We start from the raw sequence: 18,659 nt of genomic DNA, 5'->3' as shown, positions 1-18,659 counted from the left end.
CAAAGCGAAGAAGGGGGAGGAAGCGCCGCCGGCCCCGCCGGAGCCCATGGCGCCCCGGCGCGAGCGGGAGGAGCCAGCGCCCAAAGACGACCTGCCGCCCTTCGACCCGATGGTGCGAAGCCTGGCGCATCCGGTGCTGGCGCCGCCGCTGCAGGCGCCCCCGCCGCCCGCTGTGGACCCGGCGGCGCTGCCGGTGGTGCCGCTGGACACGTTGCTCCAGCGGTTGGTCAAGCGCGTGGCGTGGGGTGGGGACGGGCGGCGGGGCGCGGCGCGGCTCACGCTCGGGGCCGGCAAGCTCGACGGCGCGACGGTGACGGTGCTTTCGGAGCCCGACGGCCTGGTGGTGGAGGTCGACCTGCCACCGGGGATGGACGGCGCGGCGCTGTGCGACCGCATCGAGAAGCGCTTGGCGGACCGCGGGCTGCCGCTGCGAGAGATCACGGTCCGCTGAAACCACGGACCACGCGCCAGACGTCGTCGCGGGCTTCGCCCAGCGCCACCAGCTCTCCCGCGGCGTCGAGCCAAGCCGACACGCCGGCTTCCGGCGCCGCCGTGAAATGCTCGGCGCCGAGCTTCTGGCCCAACCGCGCGCGGCGAGTGCCGTCGTCCGTGAGGGTGACGACGGGGAGCGCGCGGCGCGCGGCTTCCGCCACGGGCATCGGCACCGGCGGCGGCTCCGGTAGCGGCCAGGGGGACGCGTCGTCGAGCGTGAAGCGGCCGCTCGCGGTGCGGCGCAGGCTGGTGAGGTGCGCGGGCAGGTTCAATGCGTCGCCCAGGTCCCGGGCCAGGGAGCGCACGTAATAGCCCTTGGAGACCGTCATCCGGATGCGCGCGCGCGGGCCGTCGAGGGCGAGCAGCTCGAGGGCCTGCACACGAACGGGGCGCGGCGGGAGCTCCGGCGGCGCGCCCTGGCGGCTCTGACGATGCGCCCGCACGCCGCCCACCTTGATGGCGCTGAAGGCCGGCGGCACCTGCTCGGCGCGCGCGCGCTCCGCGGCCAACGCCGCCTCCAGCCGTTCCGGATCCAGCGTCTCTACTTCGAGCTGGCGAGTGACGCTGCCCTCGGCATCCAGCGTGTCCGTGGCGATGCCGAACAGCACCTCTGCGTCGTAGCTCTTGTCCTCCAGGGTGAGGTAGTTGCTGAGCTTCGTGCCTTGACCCACGAGCGCGACGAGCACGCCGGTGGCCAAGGGGTCGAGGGTCCCCGCGTGGCCGACCTGACGCGTGCCGTAGACCCGGCGCAGCCGAGCCACGACGTCGTGACTGGTGGGGCCTCGCGGCTTGTCGACGATGACGACGCCGCTCGCGGTCACCCGAACCAGACGCTGCTGCGGCGAGCCACGCCGTCGTCCAACATGCTCTGAATCGTGGCGCGCACGCGCTCCGACAAGCGACCGACCAACACGTGATCGTCGGCGGCCTCGGGACCGTAGCCTTCGAAGCGCACCATCTCGCCGAAACGGATGATCCACTTGGTGGGCGCGGGCACCAGGCCCAGGGGGCCGAGCAGGGGGAAGGTCGGTGTGATCGGCACGTAGGGGAGCCCGATGGCTCGCGTCAGCGTTTCCACCCGGTGCAAGAGCGGGCTGGTCTCCTCCGCGCCGATCACGGCACAGGGGATGAGGGGCGTTTGCGTGCGCAGGCACAGGCGGATGTAGCCGCCGCGGCCGAAGCGCTGGAGCTTGTAGCGATCCCGGAACAGCTTGCCGATACCCTTCACGCCCTCCGGAAACACCGCCACGCACTTGCCCTTCTGGAGCAAGCGCTCGGCGTTCTCTTGGCACGCGCGCACGGCACCAATGCGATTGATGAACGCGCCCAGGAACGGCAGGTAGTACACGAAGTCTTCTGCCAGCCAGCGCAACGACCGGCCCGAGGGATGATCCAGCCGGAGCGCGCTGCGGAGCATCAGTCCGTCGAAGGGAACAGTGCCGGAATGGTTGGCCACCACCAGGCAACGACCCGACGCCGGGATGTTCTCGAGGCCCGTGGCCTCGGTGCGGAAGTACGTCTTGTACAGGAAGTCGAACAGCGGCCTGAGCCGGGCCTCATAGGCCGGATCGAGACCGAAGTCGTCGACCTCCTCGGAGCGATGGCGCATCCCGATGCGGCCCCACTGGCGCAGGTAGTAGTCGCTCGAGAGCAGCTCCTTGACGGCGTCCGTCATGCTGCCGTCGTCGCTGCCGGGGCGCTCGATGGGCAGCGGCGCGCCCAAGCGCTCCGCCACGCCCCGGGCGGCGCTCTCCACTTGTTGTCGGATCGAGGGCGGCGGCTCGTCGTCGTCCTCGCGGCGCATCATGCCGTCGAGGCGCGCCTCCAAGGCGCGGATTTGCGCGGCCACGTCGGCGTCCTCGAGCTCCCGCGGGGGCGTCGGCCGCGACGACGGTGGCGGCTCTTCCGCCCAGTAGTCGCGCGGCGGCACCACTCGCGAGCCGATGCCCAGCTCCAGTGCTTCCTCGTCCATCTCGGCGGGGGCGCTCTCGCGGCGGCCGGACTCGGGCGCGGGCTCCGGCTCCGCACGCTTGGGTTTGGTGCGGGGCCGCCCGGAGCGCTTGGTCTGGCGCGTTCCGCTCGGCTTCTTGCTCCGCGCCGGGCGCTGGCGGCTCGGTTTGGTGCGCGTCGAGGACGTCTTCTTCGCGGTGCGTTTGGGGCTCACGCTGGTGTCTCCGAGAGCAGCTTCACGTCCCGCAGGTGCTGAGCGCTGGCGAAGTCGATGACCGCTTCGCGGGTGGTGTACACCGGCACGAAGCCCATGGTCTTGGCGGCGTGCTCGCCATCCGCCACGCACAAGTACTGCAGGTAGTCGAGGAACGAGGGCGGTGCTTCCGACAGGTGCGCCACCCACAATCCGGATGCCAGGGTGTTGGCGATGGGACGCGGGATGGGCAAGCTCAAACGGCCGGCGAGCTTCACCACGGTGGAGAGTGGCAACACGCCATCCCCGACGATGTTGAAGACGCCGGGCACGTCGTGGTCCACCGCCAGCTTGAAGGCCGCGACGGCGTCCGCCTCGTGGACGAACTGCCACAACGGATCGAAGCCCAGCATGGTGGGCACCAAGCGGCGGCCGAGATAGCGCGTGACGTAGTTCTGCACCGTGGGACCGAGGATGGGCGCGGTGCGCAGGATCGTGACCACCCGCCCCTTGCCGGGCTTGCCGAAGCGCAACACGTCGCTCTCCGCTTCGATCTTGTCGGCGAAGAACGGGTCGCCCCGACGCGCCCGCAAGGGGTGCTTTTCGGTGAGAAAATTGGGGTTCGTGGGGTGAGCGCCGTAGAGCACGGTCTGGCTCCAGAGCACCAGCTTCTGCACCTCGGCCCGCCGGCAGGCGTTCAGCAGATGCATGGTCCCCACGCTCTCGAGCTCGTGGGCCCAGGCCGTGGCGTGGGTGGGGGACGCCAGGAACGCGAGGTGGACCACCGTGTCCACTTCTTCTGCGCCCAAGATCTCGCTGATCCGCTCCTCCGCCGAGGGCTCGGTCAGATCCACGTCGTAGACCCGGGTCTTTCCGGCAGCAGTGGAAGGCGCGTCGACGTCCAGGGTGACGATGCGGCGCACCCGCTCGTCTTCCTCCAAGAGGCCGATCAAGTTCTTGCCCAGGAACGACGCCGCTCCTGTGACCGCCACCGAGATCGGCGTGCGCCGGCGGCTGATTCGCGCGTCACCGGACTTCGCGAGATCCCCCCGGCCTGCACTGTCGCCCCGCCGTTTTCCCATCGGTCTTGGCCGCACCGTAGCCGAAGCCCACGGAAAAGGGCAGGGGTGCGAGCGTGCCCGACCTTTCCGCCGCAACCTGCGAAGATTCCCTGAATCATACCCGGGGTTGCGTTAACCTATGATGCGATGGCAATCGTCCGCCCCATCCTCCGCAAGCTCGGGCCCTACCGGCTCGGGGAGCGGTTGGGAGCGGGCGGAATGGCAGAGGTTTTCGTGGCCCAGCGGGACGGGCCCCACGGCTTCGCCCGGCGCTTCGCCATCAAGCGCATCTTGCCCCAGCTGGCCAAGGACCCGCGCTTCGTCGCGATGTTCTGTGACGAAGCGCGCATCTGCGCCGCGCTGAGCCACCCCAACATCGTTCAGGTGGTGGACTTCGGCGAGCACGCCGGCGACCTGTTCATGGCCATGGAGTACGTGGAGGGCGTCTCCTGCGCCAAGCTCCTCCGCTCCGTCGCCGCCCGCGGGGAACGCTTTCCGCTGGGCGCCGCGCTGTTCATCGCGCACGAAGTGTTGCGTGCGCTCGCGTTCGCCCACGACGCGAAGGACGAGCAGGGTCGTCCCCTCGGCATCGTCCATCGCGACGTGTCCCCCGGCAACATCCTGCTCGGCCGTGCCGGCGAGGTGAAGCTCACGGACTTCGGCATCGTTCGCGGCGCCTTCATCGACCGCCGCACCTATCCGGGCGAGCTCAAGGGCAAGCTCGGCTACATGGCGCCGGAGCAGGCCGTGGGCTCCGAGGTAGACGCACGCAGCGACATCTTTGCCGTCGGCATCGTCCTCTCGGAGATGCTCCTCGCGCGGCCGCTGTTCCCCGGTCACACGGAGATGGAAATCCTGACGCGCATCTACGAGGCGGACCTCGGGGTGCTCGATCGCAAGTCCGACGAGATCCGGCCGGACCTGATGAAGGTGCTGCGCACCGCCTTGGCGCGGGATCCCGCGCACCGCTATCAGACCGCACGGCAGTTCGAGAGCGCCCTGCGAGGCGTGGCAAAAGCCGCAGGGATTTCCCTGTCGGACGCCCTGCTCACTCCCTGGCTCGCGAGCTCGGGGCTGTTGCCGTCGTCCAGCGGAACCCGCCATGTCGCCGTGCGGCCGAGCGATCCCGGGGACATCGCCGCGGCGGCGAAGGCGGCGGCGGCACGGGCCCGCGCCGCGATGCCCACGCCCACCCCCCGTTCGCTGCTGATCGCCGTGGGAGGCGACCCCGGTGGCGCGCGCTACGAGCTCGGGGCCGCCTCCGTCGAAGCGCTGACTTTGCCCGAGGTCCTGGAGCGCATCGCGACGGGACGCGCGACGCGCTCCACGCTGGTCAGCAAGGAAGGCGACGAGCCCGTCACTCTGGACGAGGTTCCCGAGCTCATCCGTCTCGCGCGGCGGCCCGCGTATCACTTCGGCATGCCCCACGACGACGACGACACCGCCCTCGAGCGCGCCACGCTGCCGGCAGTGCTCATGTCGCTGTGCAAGCAGCGCGCGAGCGGGCTGTTCGTGGCGCGCGACGCGAACCGCGAGAAGCGCGTGTACCTGCGGGATGGCCGCCCCTACTTCGTGTCGTCGACCCACCGAAGCGAGCTCCTCGGCGAGCGGCTGGTGGAGGCGCGCTTGGTGACCAAGAGCGCGGTGGAGCGCACGCTGGTGCTGGCCAGTGAAGCGGGCACCGTTCGCCTCGGAGAGATGCTCGTGCGCCGTAGCCTGCTGCGCCCGACGGAGCTGCTCCGCGCGCTGGTGGATCAGCTGGAGTCACGCTTCGTGGAGCTCGGCAGCTGGCGCTCCGGCCGCATCGCCTTCTTCCCCTCGGAGCACTGCTCCGACGAGGTGCCGCCCTCGCCGCGTTCTCCCTACGAGCTCGTCAGCGCCGCCGTGCGCCAGGGCTACCGCGAGGAAGAGCTGTTCGACCTGCTCGAGCCCTGGTGGGAAGAGCCCATCGCGCGGAACCCCGCCTGTGGCATCGGGCCCAGCGAGCTCGGCCTCACCCCCGCAGAGCTCAGCGTGCTCGGCGTGTCCGTCGCCGCCGCGGGGGTCGGAGGGGTCGTGCGCACCGTCCTGTCGCGGGGCATCGCTCACCGGGAAGACGCCCTCCGGGCGGTGTTCCTCGGCCTATCGAGCGGTTGCCTGGTGTCACCCGGGTGGCCGGCTCGAGGGGCTGCCCACCGGGCTTGAAGCCGGGCAGCGCGCGCGGATCCACACCAGCTGATCGCCCTTCGCGAGCCACAAGCTCAGCCGGTCGCCGTTTGCTGCCAGCGCGAACCCGCTGGCCTCGGCCACCGCCATCGCGCTCGACAGCGGCTTGCCGGCGGCGTCCACCACCACCGCGTGCACCACCCGCTGGGTCGCGAAGCGGCAGCTCGCCGGACCAATCCAAGCGATGATTGCGCCGGCGCCGAGCGCGCGCGCGATGACTCCATCCGGAGGCGCGTTGGTCGCGACGGTTTCTGTCGCGCCTCCCGGGGTGCGTATCTCCACCGGGAAGCCGCCCTCCACGCAGGGCGCGGTCTCGGCGGCGCCCGGCGCGACCACCAAGGGCGCCTTTCCGTGGGTCACGTCGTACACGCCGTTCGGGGTGGGCACGTCGGCGAGGTGCTTGGCCTCGCCGGCCTCGATGCCGTAGAGCGCCACCTGCGAGCCGTCCGTCAGCGCGATGCGGGCGCGCCCCGCCTTGGGCTCGGTATCCACGATGGCGAAGGGCCGGAACGCGCCCTCGGTGGCGATGTCCACGCTGCCGCTCGCGCCATGGCTGAAGCTGACGGTGGCACCGGGAGCTTCGGCCGCGCGAGCCAGCGAGGTCAGCAGCGCACAGCCGTCCTTCGTGCACTGCAGGTCCGTCACCTCGAGGTGATCCCCATTGGGCCCCGCGCTGGCCTTTCCGTCGCTCCACAGCGCCGCTTGCCCCACGCCGCCGTCTTCGCCTTGGGTCCAGGCGTACACCCAGCCCTTCGGCCCCTCCGCCACCACGGGAGGCGCGTCGAGGTCGGTCCAGGGCGCTGGGGCCACGCGCCCCGTGAGCAGTGTCACCAGGCCACTGCCACTGACCGTGTCGTCCGTGCCCTGCGCCAATAGCAGCGTGTCGAGGCTGCCGGAGGCCGCGACGAAACGCGCTTCGGGCTTGGGCAGGGGCGCGCTGCGGATCGGCAGCTCGATGCGACAGCTTCCGGGTAGACCAAAGCCGCGGGTGGAATCGATCTCGCGTAGCGTTGGCGCGGCCATGCTGGAAGCCATGCTGGGAGCGATCACCACGGCGCTGGCGGACGCGCTCGGCGCGCCTTTCGCCGAGTCGTGATTGCAGCTCTTGCACCCCGCCGTGAACGTGCAGGCGAGGGCCAGCAGCGCCCCCGAGAGCCTCACGAGCTCGCCTCGAGGGCGAGGCGCAGCACGGGGTAGGGAGCGAACTCGTTCACCACCTCGAAGCCGGCTCTGCGATACAGCTCGAACGGCCCCGTCCACATCTCTTCCGGAGCAAGAATGTCGGCCCGCCGCGGAAACGCCTCGATCGCGACGGCGTGGTGCGCCTTGGCCCAGTCGATCGCCGCGCCGAGCAAACCCCCAGCAATCCCCGATCGGCGCTGGGCCTCGTCGACCAAGAAGCAGCCCACGGTGAGCACGCCCTGGCGATCCCCGGCGAAGCACGGCAGCCCCTTGTACAACCGTTGATCGTAGAGCTTTGGCACGTCTTCCGCGCGGGCGAGCTTCATCCAGCCGACCACGCGCGCGTCGTCTTCCACTGCCACGATGCCGGTCCCTTGCGGAGATCCGACGGCGTCGATCAGCTCCGCGCGACTCTTTTCCGGCGCGTTGTAGCAGCGGTCGAGCCACGCGTTCTTGTCGCCGGAGAAGTGCCACCAGCGACAGAAGCAAGGCGAGCCCGTGCGCTCGAAGAGCTGGGCGAGGGCTTCGGCATGCTCCGGCATGACGGGGACGAAGCGCGTCATGCTCGAGCGCGCTCCACGGCGGCGGCCACGGTGCACAGCCGCTCTTCCGCAAAGGCCGGCGCGATCAGCTGCAGTCCTACGGGCAGCGCGGGACGGTCGGCGCGCGCCTTCGTGGGCCCTACCGGCACCGACAGCGCGCTCACGCCGGCCAAGCTCGCGGGCAGCGTGTACACGTCGGCGAGGTACATCGCGAGCGGATCGTCCACGCGCTCGCCGAGGGCGAAGGCCGGTGTGGGACTGGTGGGCGTGGCCAGCACGTCCACGCGCTCGAAGGCCTGCTCGAAGTCGCGGCGCACCAAGGTGCGGACGCGCTGCGCTTTGAGGTAGTACGCGTCGTAGTAGCCCGCGCTCAGCACGTAGGTACCGAGCAAGATGCGGCGCTTCACCTCGGCACCGAAGCCGGCGTCCCGCGTGTGACCGTACATGGCGGCGAGGCCGCCCTGGGGCGGCTCGCGGCGCAGACCGAAGCGCACGCCGTCGAGGCGCGCCAGGTTGCTCGACGCTTCCGCCGTCGCGATCACGTAGTACGTCGCGACGCCGTAGCGCGTGTGGGGCATGGGCACTTCCACGATCTCGGCGCCGGCGCCTTCGAGCTCGGCGACGGCGGCGCGCACGCTGTGCTCCACCTCGGGGTCGAGCCCTTCGGCGAAGTATTCGCTGGGCACGCCCACCTTGAGGCCACGCACGTCGCGGTCGCAGGCGGCCTCGTAGTCGCCGACGACTTCCGGGGAGCTGGTGGAGTCTCGCGCGTCGTGGCCCGCGATCACCGACAGAAGGCGCGCGGCGCTTTTCACGTCGCGGGCGAAGGGGCCGACCTGATCGAGGCTGGACGCGAAGGCGACCAAGCCGGTGCGGGGCACGCGGCCGTAGCTCGGCTTGATGCCGACCACGCCCGTGAACGCCGCCGGCTGTCGAATGGAGCCTCCGGTGTCGCTGCCCAGGGACAGCGGCGCGATGCCTGCGGCCACGGCCACGGCGCTGCCGCCGCTCGAGCCGCCGGGCGTGCGCGTGGGGTCCCACGGATTTCGCGCGGGACCGAAGGCGCTGTTCTCGGTGCTGGAGCCCATGGCCAGCTCGTCCATGTTCGTCTTGCCCACGATCAGCGCGTCGGCGGCGCGCAGCCGCGCGACCACCGTCGCGTCATAGGGCGGTCGCCAGCCATCCTGTACCTGCCCGCTGCGGGTGAGGATGCGCGAGCCCGCCGTGGTCGGCGCGTCGCGGGTGCACAGCGCGTCCTTGACGGCTACCGGCACTCCCGCCAAGGCGCCGAGGGGCTCGCCGCGGCCACGCCGCGCGTCGATGTCCCGCGCGGAAGCCAGCACGGCGTCGTCCGCCAGATGCAGAAAAGCCCCCAGCTCGGCCTTCGCCCGGGCCACGGCGAGGGACGTCTCGGCGACCTGTACGGCACTCAGCTCTCCGCTCCGTACCCGGCGCGCGAGCTCTGCGGCAGGCAGCGTCAAGATCTCCGTCATGGCTCGTCGATGATCGCGGGAACGGCGAAGGACGTCTCCCCCAGGCGCGGCGCTTCGCTCAGCGCGTCCGCAGTGGAAAGTCCCTCGAGCGGCACGTCGTCGCGCAGCGGCGCGGCGGCCACGGCGACCTGCGCCGTCGGCTGCACGTCGTCGGTGGAAAGCTCCTGCAGCAGCTCCACATATCCGAGGATCTGCTCCAGGTCGCCTTCGAGGCCGCGGAGCTCGGCGTCGTCGAGGTCGATGCGGGCCAGGCGCGCCAGGTGGCGGAGTTGGTCTCGAGACAGGGCCATGGGGCGGGACAACCTATTCCCACCCGGGACAGTTGTCAGGTGCCAGCCGTCGAAAGCCCTGATAGAAGAAGGCATGCATCGGGTCGCGCAAGGTTGGGGCCCGCCCGGGGGCTACGGCCCGCCCGGGGGCGGCTATCCGCCGGGAGGCGGCTATCCCCCCGGTGGCGGTGGTTTCCAGCCGCCGCCTCCGCCTGGCGGCGGCGGCTTCCAGCCCGCGCCGCCGCCCGGTGGCGGCAAGCCCATCACCGGCGGCAAGGCGACCATCGCCATGCACCAGATGACCATCGACCCGAACACGGGGCTGCCTCGGGGCGAAAAGCCTCCGGCGAGCACCGCGGCGGTGGTGGCGCTGGTCGCGGGCCTGTTGCTGTGCCTCGGTCCGCTCACCGGCATCCCCGCCATCGTCGCGGGCATCATGGGCCTGAGCGCGGTCAAGAAGGATCCCACCGGCGTGGGTGGCAAGGGCATGGCCATCGCGGGCATCGTCCTCGGCGCGCTGAACTTGATCGGCTTCGTCGTTTGGCTCCTCTTCACGGTGCTGGTGGCCGCGACGAGCTAACGGGTTGCTCTCGGGGCCCGGGCGCCCCAAGCACTGAAGACGATGGCCCACGACGCGAGCGCGAAAGTCAAGCTCAGCCGCCCGCCGCCCGAGACTTGGGCGCCGGCGCGGCAGGCAGCCCTTGCGCTGGTGCGCCCCCTCGAGCGTTTCCTCAGCATCCAGGCCGCCAGCGGTATCGTGCTGCTACTGGCCGCCGTTGTCGCCATGGTGTGGGCGAACTCCCCGTGGAAGGAGAGCTACACGCACCTGTGGCACGCGCCGGTGGTGCTCGGGGTGGGCGATGTCGTGTTCCAGAAGGACGTGCACTTCTGGATCAACGACGGCCTGATGGTGATCTTCTTCTTCGTCGTGGGTCTCGAGATCCGTCGCGAGATCCATCAGGGAGAGCTTTCGGAGCTGCGGCGCGCCACGCTGCCCATCGCCGCCGCCATCGGCGGCATGATCGCGCCGGCGTTGATCTACCTCTCGTTCAACGCGGGCAAGCCGTCGGCCGGTGGCTGGGGTGTGCCCATGGCGACGGACATCGCCTTCGCCGTCGGGGTGCTCACCTTGCTCGGGCCGCGGGTGCCGTCCGCGTTGCGCGTGCTGTTGCTCGCCCTCGCCATCATCGACGACATCGGCGCCATCCTGGTGATCGCGCTGTTCTACTCGTCCGGCATCCAGGTCGGAGGCTTGTTCGTCGCCCTCGGCGGCGTGCTCGGCACGTTGCTGCTGCAACGCGTGGGCGTGCGGCAGACGCTGGTCTACGTGCTGCCCGGCATCGTGGTGTGGGCCGGCATGTTGATGGCCGGCATCCATCCCACCATCGCCGGCGTGATCATGGGACTGCTCACGCCGGCCAAGTCGTGGTTCGGCGGCCAAGGCTTCTTGGAAGAAGCGCGGGACGCGCTGGACGAGTTCAGCGACAAGAAAGAGCACGTCGACGACGCGCACTCCTTGATGCCGCCCTTGGGTCGGCTCGAGACCGCGCGGCGAGAAGCCGTCGCTCCGGTAGTGCGGCTCGAGAGCGCGCTGCACCCCTGGGTGGCCTACGGCATCATGCCGGTGTTCGCCCTGGCGAATGCAGGAGTCAGCGTGGGGGAGGTGGACATCGCCGGCGCCGAGAGCTTCGTCATCGCCGTGGGGGTCACCCTCGGCTTGGCCCTGGGCAAGCCCCTAGGGGTGGTGCTCTTGAGCCTGGCCGTCGTGAAGGTCGGGCTGTGCGCTCTGCCCCGGGGCGTCAACGTGCGGGGCTTGCTGGTGGTGGGCAGCGTCGCGGGCATCGGCTTCACCATGGCCCTGTTCATCGCCCAGTTGGCGTTCACTGACGCCGGTCACCTGGGGGTGGCCAAGCTGGCCATTTTGGTCGGCTCGCTGGTCGCGGGCGTGCTGGGAGTGGTCCTGGGACGGGCTTTGTTGCCCAAACACGCGCCAGAAGGTGTCGCAGCCACGGCGGACGAGGCAGAACGCTCCACGGACACTTGAGCCGCAACTGGGGGCAGTTGGGGCCGAGAAAGCCCCTATGGCCGCTCCGCGCCGCTGGCCTCGACGCTCAGCCCCCCAGCCGATATCCTCTACCTTGCCTTCGGCTGGACGCACGGGGCGTCGCCGCGTCTTCTCGGCCTGGGCCAAAGCGATGAGCACTGCGCGCGAGTTTCAAGACGGCGAGGTCGTCGCGGGCACCCGCTACCAGGTCGAGTCTCAGATCGGTGCGGGCGGCATGGGTTCGGTGTACCTGGTGGAGCACACCGAGCTCGGCAAGAAGTTCGTGCTCAAGGCGCTGTTCCGGGAGCTCGCCACCCGCAAGGACTTGGTCGCGCGCCTGCGCCAAGAGTGGCGCTCCCTGGCTCGGCTCGAGCACCCGAACATCATCAACGTCACGGATGCGGGCACCAGCTCCACCGGCGTTCCGTTCTACGTGATGGAGCGCCTCGAAGGGGAGACCCTCGGGGACCGCCTGGTGCGCGAGGGCCAGCTGCCGGTGGAAGAGGCGCTGGCCATCACCGTCGGCGTGCTCGATGGCCTGGCGGCGGCCCATCAGATCGGCATCGTGCATCGTGACATCAAGCCGCCGAACATCTACATCGTCAGCGGCGGCGCGGTGAAGCTGCTCGACTTCGGCGTGGCCAAGATCGTCAGCTCCAGCGCCGAGGTCATCACCGCGCGGGGCATGGCCATCGGCACGCCGCGCTACATGTCACCCGAGCAGGCTCGGGGGGATCGCGTGGATGGCCGCGCAGATCTCTACGCCGTGGGGCTCATGTTGTTCGAGATGCTCACCGGCGTCGGCCCCTTCGACGACGCGGTGGACGCCAATCAAATGCTCCTGGCGCACCTCACGCAAGAGGCGCCCCGGCTCAGCACCCGCATCGCGAACATGCCGCCGGAGCTCGACGACATGGTGGCCAGCTTGCTGCACAAAGAGCCGTCCCAGCGCCCCGCGACGGCGGGGCAAGTGTCGGCCGTGCTGTCCGGGCTGCTCCGCCGGTGGGTGAGCGTGTCCACTCAGGCGCCCACGGCGGAAGCGCGCTACGACGCGCCCACCGTGGAAGCGCGGGCGAGCCAAGCCGATGGGACGCCCTTGCCGCCCACGGCCATCGATGGCGCGGCCGGGCGGCGCGTGGTGGGCGGCGCCCAGACGCTGCCGGCCAGCGCGAACCTGAGCAATACGCTGGTCATGGGCGAAGCGGACACGGCGCTGTCCCAGGGCGTGGCTGCAGATCCGATGGGCCCGACGGTCATGTCGGCCCAGCTCACGTCCCCGGCGGGGCCGCCGTCCTTTCAAGAGACCGTGGCGCCCAGCACGGAGCCGAGCGCGCCGCCCAGCTTCGAAGCGTCGGTTTCGAACACGACGTTGGTGGATGCAGATCCGGGGCCGGGCTCCGCCGCGGGCCCGCCGTCCTCGTGGGACCGCACCGTGCGATTGCCGGAGGGCGAAGCGCCGTCCTTGCCGGGGGACGAAATCCGGACGCACACCTCCGTGCCCGCGGTGGCGGCCGTCCGCGGTGCAGAGCAGCAGGTCACGCCGCCGCCGGTCATCACCGGGGTAGCGGCGCCCGCGCCGAAAAAGTCGTCCGCGCCGTTGGTCATTGCGGCTGCCGCCATTGGACTTTTGGGTTTGCTCGGCGCGATCGCCGTCGCGGTAGGCCTGTCCCGCGCGGAGAGCCATCCCGCGCCGGAGGCCGTCAGTGCCGCGGCCGAACCCAGTACCGTCCCTGCCGCAGCGCCCGCGCCCACGGAGACCGCCGAGCCCACGTCGAGCCCGGTCGCAGCCGCGGCGTCGGCCGCGAGCGCCTCGCCGAAGCAGAGCGCCGCGCCGGCCAAATCCGCGCCGAAGCCCGCCGAGAGCGCGCCGGCGGCCAAGGTGGAGACGCCCCCCGCCGCCACGGCCGAAAAGACGTCCGAGCCGGCGGCCCCGGAGAAACCCGCCGCCCCTCCAACGGCCAAGCCGGCCCCCGCCAAGACCGCGCCGCCCCGACAAAATAAACCAGCGTTGCCCGCGTCGGGGCTGTAGCCAGCAGTACTGCTCAATTTCGGCGGAAATCGTGCCGTCGGCCCTTTACTGAGGGGGCGACATGCCGTAGGTTCCCGGCCCCCTCACAGGGGGATGACCCCAATAAACCACACGTCCCACGTGCGCTGACGACCGGGTCCGGTGCTTCTTCGGAAGTCCCCCGGCGGTGGGACGGAGGCCAAACCGGAGGATGCGCAAATGACCGAAACCGAATCTGTTCAGACCACCGAGAACGACGACAAGCTCGGGCTCGATGCCCCGGAGCTCGAAGCCACCGCCACGGCGGTGCCACGCACCGCGGTGCTCGCCGCCGAGCGCGCCCAGGAGGACGTGAAGCGCGAGCCGCGGGACCCCGCAAACCCGCTCAGCGTGCGCGAGCTGTTCGAGGCCGGCGCCCACTTCGGCCACCAGACCAAGCGCTGGAACCCGAAGATGCGGCAGTTCATCTACGGCTCCCGCAGCGGCATTCACATCATCGATCTCGACCAGACGTCGCGGCTGTTCAAGCGCGCGTTCGACTTTTTGGCGGACACGGTGTCCCGCGGTGGCCACGTGCTGTTCGTCGGCACCAAGCGTCAGGCCGCGGAGATCGTGCAAGAAGAGGCACAGCGCGCGGGTCAGTACTACGTGACCAACCGCTGGCTCGGCGGCACCCTCACCAACTTCCGCACCATCAAGGGTGGCCTGGAGCGCCTGCGTTCGCTGGAGCGCATGCGGGAAGACGGCACCTACGAGCAGATCCCGAAGAAGGAAACCGTCAAGCTCGACAAGGAGCGCGCCCGCCACGAGAAGTACATCGGTGGCCTCAAGGGCATGGGCTCGCTGCCCTCGGCGGTGTTCATCATCGATCCCGCTCAGGAGTCGATCGCCATCAACGAAGCCCGCAAGCTCAAGATCCCGGTGGTGGCCATCACGGACACCAACTGTGATCCGGATCTGGTGGACTACGTGATCCCCGGAAACGACGACGCCATCCGCTCCATCCGGCTCATCTGCGGTGCCGTGGCGGACGCCTGCATCTACGGTTCGGCTCGCCGCCGCGACCACCAGGCCTCGCGCGACCGCGATGGCGGTCAGCAGCCGTCGGCCCAGCCGGACGCTCAGGTCATCTACTCGCGCAATCGCGCCTGAGGAGCCGAGCTTCGTGATTCGTATGCGGGGCCGCGGCAAAGCCGTGAGCCCCGCTCGTCTTTGTCTCCGGAAGCCCTCCGGGGGCAGCCAGCCATCCCGTAGATAGGAGAGCAGCCAATGGCTCAGGTGAGCATGCAGCAGGTGAAGGAGCTTCGAGACCGCACCCAGGCCGGTCTGAACGATTGTCGTAGCGCCCTGATGGAATCCGAGGGCGACATGGACAAGGCCGTCGACATCATCCTCAAGAAGGGTCTCGCGAAGAGCGCCAAGCGCGCCGGCGCGGTGGCCACCGAGGGCGAGATTGCTTCCCGCGTCGCCGCGGACGGCAAGAGCGGCGTGATGGTCGAGGTCAACATCCAGACGGACTTCGCGGCCCGCAACGAGGACTTCCGCGCCTTCGTACAGAAGGTGCTCGAAGCCGCGGACAAGGCCAAAGATGGCGCGGAGCTCTCGGCGGAGCCGTTCCCTGGCGGTGAGGGCAGCATCGAGGACAACCGCAAGGCGCTGGTGGGCCGCTTGGGCGAGAACATCACCGTGCGCCGCTGGCAGCGCCTGAGCGTCACCGGGTCCGGCCGCGTGCACAGCTACGTGCACATGGGCGGCAAGATCGGCGTGCTCCTGGCCGTGAAGACGGGCACGGACGCCGCCGCCGGCTCGGACGCCCTGGTGAAGTTCGCGGACGACACGGCCATGCAGGTGGCCGCCATGGCGCCGCCCTTCCTCGACAAGAGCGAGGTGCCGGAAGACGCCAAGAAGCACCAGTCGGAGATCTTCGACGCGCAGCTGGCGGAAGAGGGCAAGCCCGAGAACGTCCGCCCGAAGATCATCGAGGGCAAGCTGAACAAGTGGATGAAGGAAGTCTGCTTGATCGAGCAGGGCAGCGTGCTCGAGACGGACAAGACCGTCGATCAGGTGCGCGCGGCTCTCGCCAAGGAGCTGGGCACGGACGTCAGCATCGAGAAGTTCGTCCGCTTCCAGCTGGGCGAAGGCATCGAGAAGCCGCAGGGCGAAGACTTCGCGGCCGAGGTCGCGAAGATGACCCAGAACTGAGGCGCCATTGGCGGGCGGCGCGACAAAGCGCCGCCCGCGCCGCTTCAGTATTGCCGCCGAGATCGCCGGGGGGCGTCAAAATCCGGCAGGGCGTCGTTGGCCTTCTTCCAGCGCGCCTGCATGTCCGTGAGCAGCGGTCCGCCCTTGGGCGTCAGGTCCTCTTGCTCGCCAGGATCGCGATCCAGGTCGAACAGCAGCGGCTCCGGATCCGTCTCCGTCACGACGAGCTTCTTCCCCTTGTGGATGAGAGCGCGGCGCCGCGGCGTCTGATCCGTGTAGGGCATGTCGATGATCACGTCCTCCGGGCCCGGCCGCACCTCGCGCACCAGCTCCGGCACCAGGCTCTTGCCGCGAAAGCTCTGCGGCGCCTTCTGACCCAGGAGCTCGAAGAGGGTGCGGGCCAGATCGATGTGGCTGCGCCGCGCGTCTATGGTGCCGGCCTTCACTCCCGGCACGTCGAACAGGAGCGGCACCCGCGTCGTCACGTCGTACAGCAAGAAGCCGTGCTCGAAGTAGCTCTTGTGCTCGCCGAAGGCTTCGCCGTGGTCCGCCGTCACCACGATGGCCGTGTCCTTGCCCCACGGCGCCGCGCGCACGTGATCGACGAGGCGCCCCACCTGCGCGTCCGTGAACACCACCTCGCCGTCGTACTGGTTTCTGAGGCCCTGGCCGATCTCGTCGAGCTTCACTCCCGGGGGCACGGCCTTGCTCGGCGCGCCGGTGAAACGTGGATAGCCTTCGTGCCGCGCGTAGCTGAAGTGCGGGTCCATGAAATGCACCCAGGCGAAGAAGCGCTGTTTCGCTTTCCCCTTCGCGCGTTCGTCCAGCGCCTCGATCATCATGTCGGCGAGCTTGTCGTCGGTGACGTGGCCATCGCGGGCGGGCATGGTGGTGATGCGCGGCAGCACGCGCCAATCCGAAAAGCCCTGGTTGATGCCGGTGGCGCCCAAGAAATACACGTGGCCGTGCACACCGATGGTAACGAACCCGTCTTTTTGCAGCACCTCGGCGAGCATCGTCGCCTCTTCCCCGAAGCTGCTCGTCGCGCGTCCATCCCGCGGGATCTCCGACGGATAACGCCCGGTCATCAGCCCCGCCAGGGACATGCTGGTGTAGCTCGAGAGCGCGTAGGCGTGGGTGTACACCACGCTGCGCTTCGCGATGCGGGTCAGGTTCGGAGCGATGTCCCGCGGGTAGCCGAGCCACGGCATGTCCGCCCGCAGCGCGTCCACCGTGATCAAGAGCAGGTTCTTCGGGTGGGGGCGCGGCGGGGGAGGGGGAGGCGCTTCGGGCAGCCTGGCCGAGGCCTTGGGTTTTGTCGGTTCGGCGCGGGACCTCTCGTGGCGATCGCAGGCGACCGCGCCGAGCAGCAGCAAGAGGGCGGCGGTGCGCCTCACGTCGCGCGGAACCAGGCGATGGTGCGGTCGAGCCCGGTCTGCCAGTCCACCTTCGGATCGTAACCGAGGAGCTCCTTGGCGCGGTTCACGTCCGCCCAGGAGTGCGTGATGTCGCCTTCGCGCGGCGCCGTGTGCTCCGGCTCGCCCTCGTAGCCGTAGCGGCGCATCAGCTCCCGCGCCATGTCCAGCAGCACCACGCGCTCCCCGGCGGCCACGTTGAACGCGAGGCCCGAAGCCTTGGGGGCCGAGGCCGCCGACAGGTTCGCCTGCACCACGTTGTCGATGAAAGTGAAGTCCCGCGACTGCTTGCCGTCACCGTAGATCTGCGGCGGCAGGCCTTCCGACATGCGGCGGAGCCAGATCGGGATCACCGCGGCGTAGGGCGAGTTTGGATCTTGCCGGGGCCCGAACACGTTGAAGTAGCGCAGGCACACTGTTTCCAGACCGTAGGCCCGGGTGAACGTCTGGCTGTAGAGCTCCACGGCGAGCTTGGTGGCGGCGTAGGGCGACTTGGGGAAGAGCTCCATGGTCTCCTCCTTGGGCAGCCGTTCCGTGTCGCCGTACACCGACGACGACGACGCGCTCACCACTCGCGTGACGCCGAAGCGCTGCGCCGCCCACAGCACGTTGAGCGTGCCGGTGGCGTTGGCGTCGTGGGACGAAATCGGGTCCTTCATGGAGCGCGGCACGGAGGGCAGCGCCGCCTGGTGGAACACCAGGTTCGCGCCCTCCGTCGCGCGGTCCACGTCGGCGGGCGCGGTGAGGTCGCCCTTGATGAAGCTGATGCGGCTCATCACCTCGGAGAGGTTCTCGAGGCGACCCGTGGAGAGGTTATCGAGCACGACGACCTCGTCCCCGCGATCCAGCAACGCACGAACCAAGTGAGAGCCAATGAACCCGGCTCCGCCGGTAACGAGACAACGCATGGGCAGGGATGTACCAGAGTTATCGCGTTGCGGCTGTACCCAATTAGGGTACAATCGTACCCGTATTGAGTACAACGCCCCTAGCTGACGCGGACGCGCTCTTCCCCAAAGCTCGACGGGAAGTCATTGGCCTCCTCTTTGGTCATCCGGATCAGGAGTTCTACCTGCGGGAGATTGTGGAAGCGACCGGGCTGGGTCTTGGACACGTGCAGCGGGAGCTCGCCCGGCTGAGTGCCGCTGACATCCTGACTCGGGTACAGCGTGGCCGCAGCGTCTTCTTCCAGGCCAACCCAGAGTGCCCGATCTTCGAGGAGCTTCGCGGGATCGCGATGAAGACGACCGGCGCGGCCGCCGTTCTGCGGCGGGCGATGGCACCGCTGGCGAACCGCATCCGAGTTGCCTTCATCTTCGGGTCCGTGGCTCGCAGGGAGCAAAAGGCTGAAAGCGACGTCGACTTGCTGGTGATCGGCGATGTCTCGTTCGCCGATGTCGTGGGATGCATTCGCGAGACCGAGGCGAAGCTGCGCCGAGAGGTGAACCCCGTTGTCTACTCTCCTACAGAAGCTTCGGCGAAGCTCGCAACTCGAAATCACTTTTTGACGAAGGTCTTGGCAAGCGAGAAGCTGTACCTGGTGGGTGGCGACGATGAGCTTCTCGCGCTACCGACACGTTGAGACCTCGTGCGCGGACACTGC

Annotated in this window: 17 protein-coding genes; 8 read left to right on the top strand and 9 right to left on the bottom strand. The window is 69.5% G+C overall.

Features of this window, described 5'->3' with window-relative positions; translation table 11 throughout:
• Positions 1 to 46: 46 nt before the first annotated feature.
• Positions 47 to 451 carry a hypothetical protein gene (locus H6717_10725; GenBank protein MCB9577485.1) on the top strand — a complete coding sequence of 135 codons (405 nt, stop codon included), beginning with the start codon at positions 47 to 49 and terminating at the stop codon, positions 449 to 451.
• Here the strand turns inward: H6717_10725 and truB are convergent.
• From truB to H6717_10710, 3 genes are read right to left on the bottom strand one after another with little or no spacing between them, the layout of a single operon-like run.
• Positions 438 to 1,313 carry a tRNA pseudouridine(55) synthase TruB gene (gene truB / locus H6717_10720; protein MCB9577484.1) on the bottom strand — a complete coding sequence of 292 codons (876 nt, stop codon included), beginning with the start codon at positions 1,311 to 1,313 and terminating at the stop codon, positions 438 to 440. The two genes, H6717_10725 and truB, sit on opposite strands and share 14 nt — an antisense overlap.
• Complete coding sequence (locus H6717_10715; protein MCB9577483.1) at positions 1,310 to 2,656, bottom strand: 1-acyl-sn-glycerol-3-phosphate acyltransferase; 1,347 nt, start codon at positions 2,654 to 2,656, stop codon at positions 1,310 to 1,312. The genes truB and H6717_10715 overlap by 4 nt, the downstream gene beginning before the upstream one ends.
• Positions 2,653 to 3,717, bottom strand: coding sequence for an NAD-dependent epimerase/dehydratase family protein (locus H6717_10710; protein MCB9577482.1), 1,065 nt, complete (start codon positions 3,715 to 3,717; stop codon positions 2,653 to 2,655). The genes H6717_10715 and H6717_10710 overlap by 4 nt, the downstream gene beginning before the upstream one ends.
• A 126-nt stretch (positions 3,718 to 3,843) precedes the next feature.
• Between H6717_10710 and H6717_10705 the strand changes: the two genes are divergently transcribed.
• Complete coding sequence (locus H6717_10705) at positions 3,844 to 5,880, top strand: protein kinase (GenBank protein MCB9577481.1); 2,037 nt, start codon at positions 3,844 to 3,846, stop codon at positions 5,878 to 5,880.
• On the opposite strand, the gene H6717_10700 is transcribed toward H6717_10705, so the two are convergent.
• From H6717_10700 to gatC, 4 genes are read right to left on the bottom strand one after another with little or no spacing between them, the layout of a single operon-like run.
• Entirely contained in the window at positions 5,839 to 7,062 is a 1,224-nt protein-coding gene (locus H6717_10700) for a hypothetical protein (protein ID MCB9577480.1), read from the bottom strand. The genes H6717_10705 and H6717_10700 overlap by 42 nt on opposite strands.
• Positions 7,059 to 7,646, bottom strand: a complete 588-nt coding sequence (locus tag H6717_10695; protein ID MCB9577479.1) for a GNAT family N-acetyltransferase — start codon at positions 7,644 to 7,646, stop codon at positions 7,059 to 7,061. Before H6717_10695 ends, H6717_10700 begins: the two co-directional genes overlap by 4 nt.
• Positions 7,643 to 9,118 carry an Asp-tRNA(Asn)/Glu-tRNA(Gln) amidotransferase subunit GatA gene (gene gatA, locus H6717_10690; protein ID MCB9577478.1) on the bottom strand — a complete coding sequence of 492 codons (1,476 nt, stop codon included), beginning with the start codon at positions 9,116 to 9,118 and terminating at the stop codon, positions 7,643 to 7,645. Before gatA ends, H6717_10695 begins: the two co-directional genes overlap by 4 nt.
• A complete protein-coding gene (gatC, locus tag H6717_10685; GenBank protein MCB9577477.1) occupies positions 9,115 to 9,408 on the bottom strand; it encodes an Asp-tRNA(Asn)/Glu-tRNA(Gln) amidotransferase subunit GatC in 294 nt (97 codons plus the stop codon). The genes gatA and gatC overlap by 4 nt, the downstream gene beginning before the upstream one ends.
• A 73-nt stretch (positions 9,409 to 9,481) precedes the next feature.
• Between gatC and H6717_10680 the strand changes: the two genes are divergently transcribed.
• The 5 genes from H6717_10680 (at position 9,482) to tsf (ending at position 15,641) form a co-directional block, all read left to right on the top strand.
• Positions 9,482 to 9,967 (top strand): DUF4190 domain-containing protein, encoded by a 486-nt coding sequence (locus H6717_10680; GenBank protein MCB9577476.1) that lies wholly within the window; start codon positions 9,482 to 9,484, stop codon positions 9,965 to 9,967.
• Between the two features lie 42 nt (positions 9,968 to 10,009).
• Positions 10,010 to 11,431: a Na+/H+ antiporter NhaA gene (gene nhaA, locus H6717_10675; protein ID MCB9577475.1), complete on the top strand. Its 1,422-nt coding sequence runs from the start codon at positions 10,010 to 10,012 to the stop codon at positions 11,429 to 11,431.
• A 151-nt stretch (positions 11,432 to 11,582) separates the two neighbouring features.
• Positions 11,583 to 13,460 (top strand): protein kinase, encoded by a 1,878-nt coding sequence (locus H6717_10670; GenBank protein MCB9577474.1) that lies wholly within the window; start codon positions 11,583 to 11,585, stop codon positions 13,458 to 13,460.
• 198 nt (positions 13,461 to 13,658) lie between these two features.
• Positions 13,659 to 14,591: a 30S ribosomal protein S2 gene (rpsB, locus tag H6717_10665; protein MCB9577473.1), complete on the top strand. Its 933-nt coding sequence runs from the start codon at positions 13,659 to 13,661 to the stop codon at positions 14,589 to 14,591.
• A gap of 117 nt (positions 14,592 to 14,708) precedes the next feature.
• Positions 14,709 to 15,641, top strand: coding sequence for a translation elongation factor Ts (tsf, locus tag H6717_10660; protein ID MCB9577472.1), 933 nt, complete (start codon positions 14,709 to 14,711; stop codon positions 15,639 to 15,641).
• A gap of 44 nt (positions 15,642 to 15,685) precedes the next feature.
• Here tsf and H6717_10655 read toward each other — a convergent pair whose 3' ends face one another.
• Both H6717_10655 and H6717_10650 read right to left on the bottom strand, forming a co-directional pair.
• Complete coding sequence (locus H6717_10655; GenBank protein MCB9577471.1) at positions 15,686 to 17,038, bottom strand: sulfatase; 1,353 nt, start codon at positions 17,036 to 17,038, stop codon at positions 15,686 to 15,688.
• Positions 17,035 to 17,964 (bottom strand): SDR family oxidoreductase, encoded by a 930-nt coding sequence (locus tag H6717_10650; GenBank protein ID MCB9577470.1) that lies wholly within the window; start codon positions 17,962 to 17,964, stop codon positions 17,035 to 17,037. Before H6717_10650 ends, H6717_10655 begins: the two co-directional genes overlap by 4 nt.
• Positions 17,965 to 18,029: 65 nt before the next feature.
• On the opposite strand from H6717_10650, the gene H6717_10645 reads away from it, so the two are divergent.
• On the top strand, positions 18,030 to 18,638 hold the full coding sequence (locus tag H6717_10645) for a nucleotidyltransferase domain-containing protein (GenBank protein ID MCB9577469.1): 609 nt from the start codon (positions 18,030 to 18,032) through the stop codon (positions 18,636 to 18,638).
• The last annotated feature ends 21 nt before the right edge of the window (positions 18,639 to 18,659 follow it).

The sequence above is a fragment of the Polyangiaceae bacterium genome, from assembly GCA_020633235.1.
Lineage (GTDB): Bacteria > Myxococcota_A > Polyangia > Polyangiales > Polyangiaceae > JACKEA01.
The sequence above is the reverse complement of the archived record's forward strand: the minus strand, read 5'-3'. Positions and strand labels throughout refer to the sequence as shown.

What these genes read in the sequence shown, in the direction of transcription:
- H6717_10650 (MCB9577470.1), bottom strand. Translation starts at nt 17,964, where the DNA reads ATGCGTTGTCTCGTTACCGGCGGAGCCGGGTTCATTGGCTCTCACTTG.
- nhaA (MCB9577475.1), top strand. Translation starts at nt 10,010, where the DNA reads ATGGCCCACGACGCGAGCGCGAAAGTCAAGCTCAGCCGCCCGCCGCCC.
- rpsB (MCB9577473.1), top strand. Translation starts at nt 13,659, where the DNA reads ATGACCGAAACCGAATCTGTTCAGACCACCGAGAACGACGACAAGCTC.
- H6717_10725 (MCB9577485.1), top strand. Translation starts at nt 47, where the DNA reads ATGGCGCCCCGGCGCGAGCGGGAGGAGCCAGCGCCCAAAGACGACCTG.
- gatA (MCB9577478.1), bottom strand. Translation starts at nt 9,118, where the DNA reads ATGACGGAGATCTTGACGCTGCCTGCCGCAGAGCTCGCGCGCCGGGTA.
- H6717_10670 (MCB9577474.1), top strand. Translation starts at nt 11,583, where the DNA reads ATGAGCACTGCGCGCGAGTTTCAAGACGGCGAGGTCGTCGCGGGCACC.
- H6717_10710 (MCB9577482.1), bottom strand. Translation starts at nt 3,717, where the DNA reads ATGGGAAAACGGCGGGGCGACAGTGCAGGCCGGGGGGATCTCGCGAAG.
- gatC (MCB9577477.1), bottom strand. Translation starts at nt 9,408, where the DNA reads ATGGCCCTGTCTCGAGACCAACTCCGCCACCTGGCGCGCCTGGCCCGC.
- tsf (MCB9577472.1), top strand. Translation starts at nt 14,709, where the DNA reads ATGGCTCAGGTGAGCATGCAGCAGGTGAAGGAGCTTCGAGACCGCACC.
- H6717_10680 (MCB9577476.1), top strand. Translation starts at nt 9,482, where the DNA reads ATGCATCGGGTCGCGCAAGGTTGGGGCCCGCCCGGGGGCTACGGCCCG.
- H6717_10695 (MCB9577479.1), bottom strand. Translation starts at nt 7,646, where the DNA reads ATGACGCGCTTCGTCCCCGTCATGCCGGAGCATGCCGAAGCCCTCGCC.
- H6717_10705 (MCB9577481.1), top strand. Translation starts at nt 3,844, where the DNA reads ATGGCAATCGTCCGCCCCATCCTCCGCAAGCTCGGGCCCTACCGGCTC.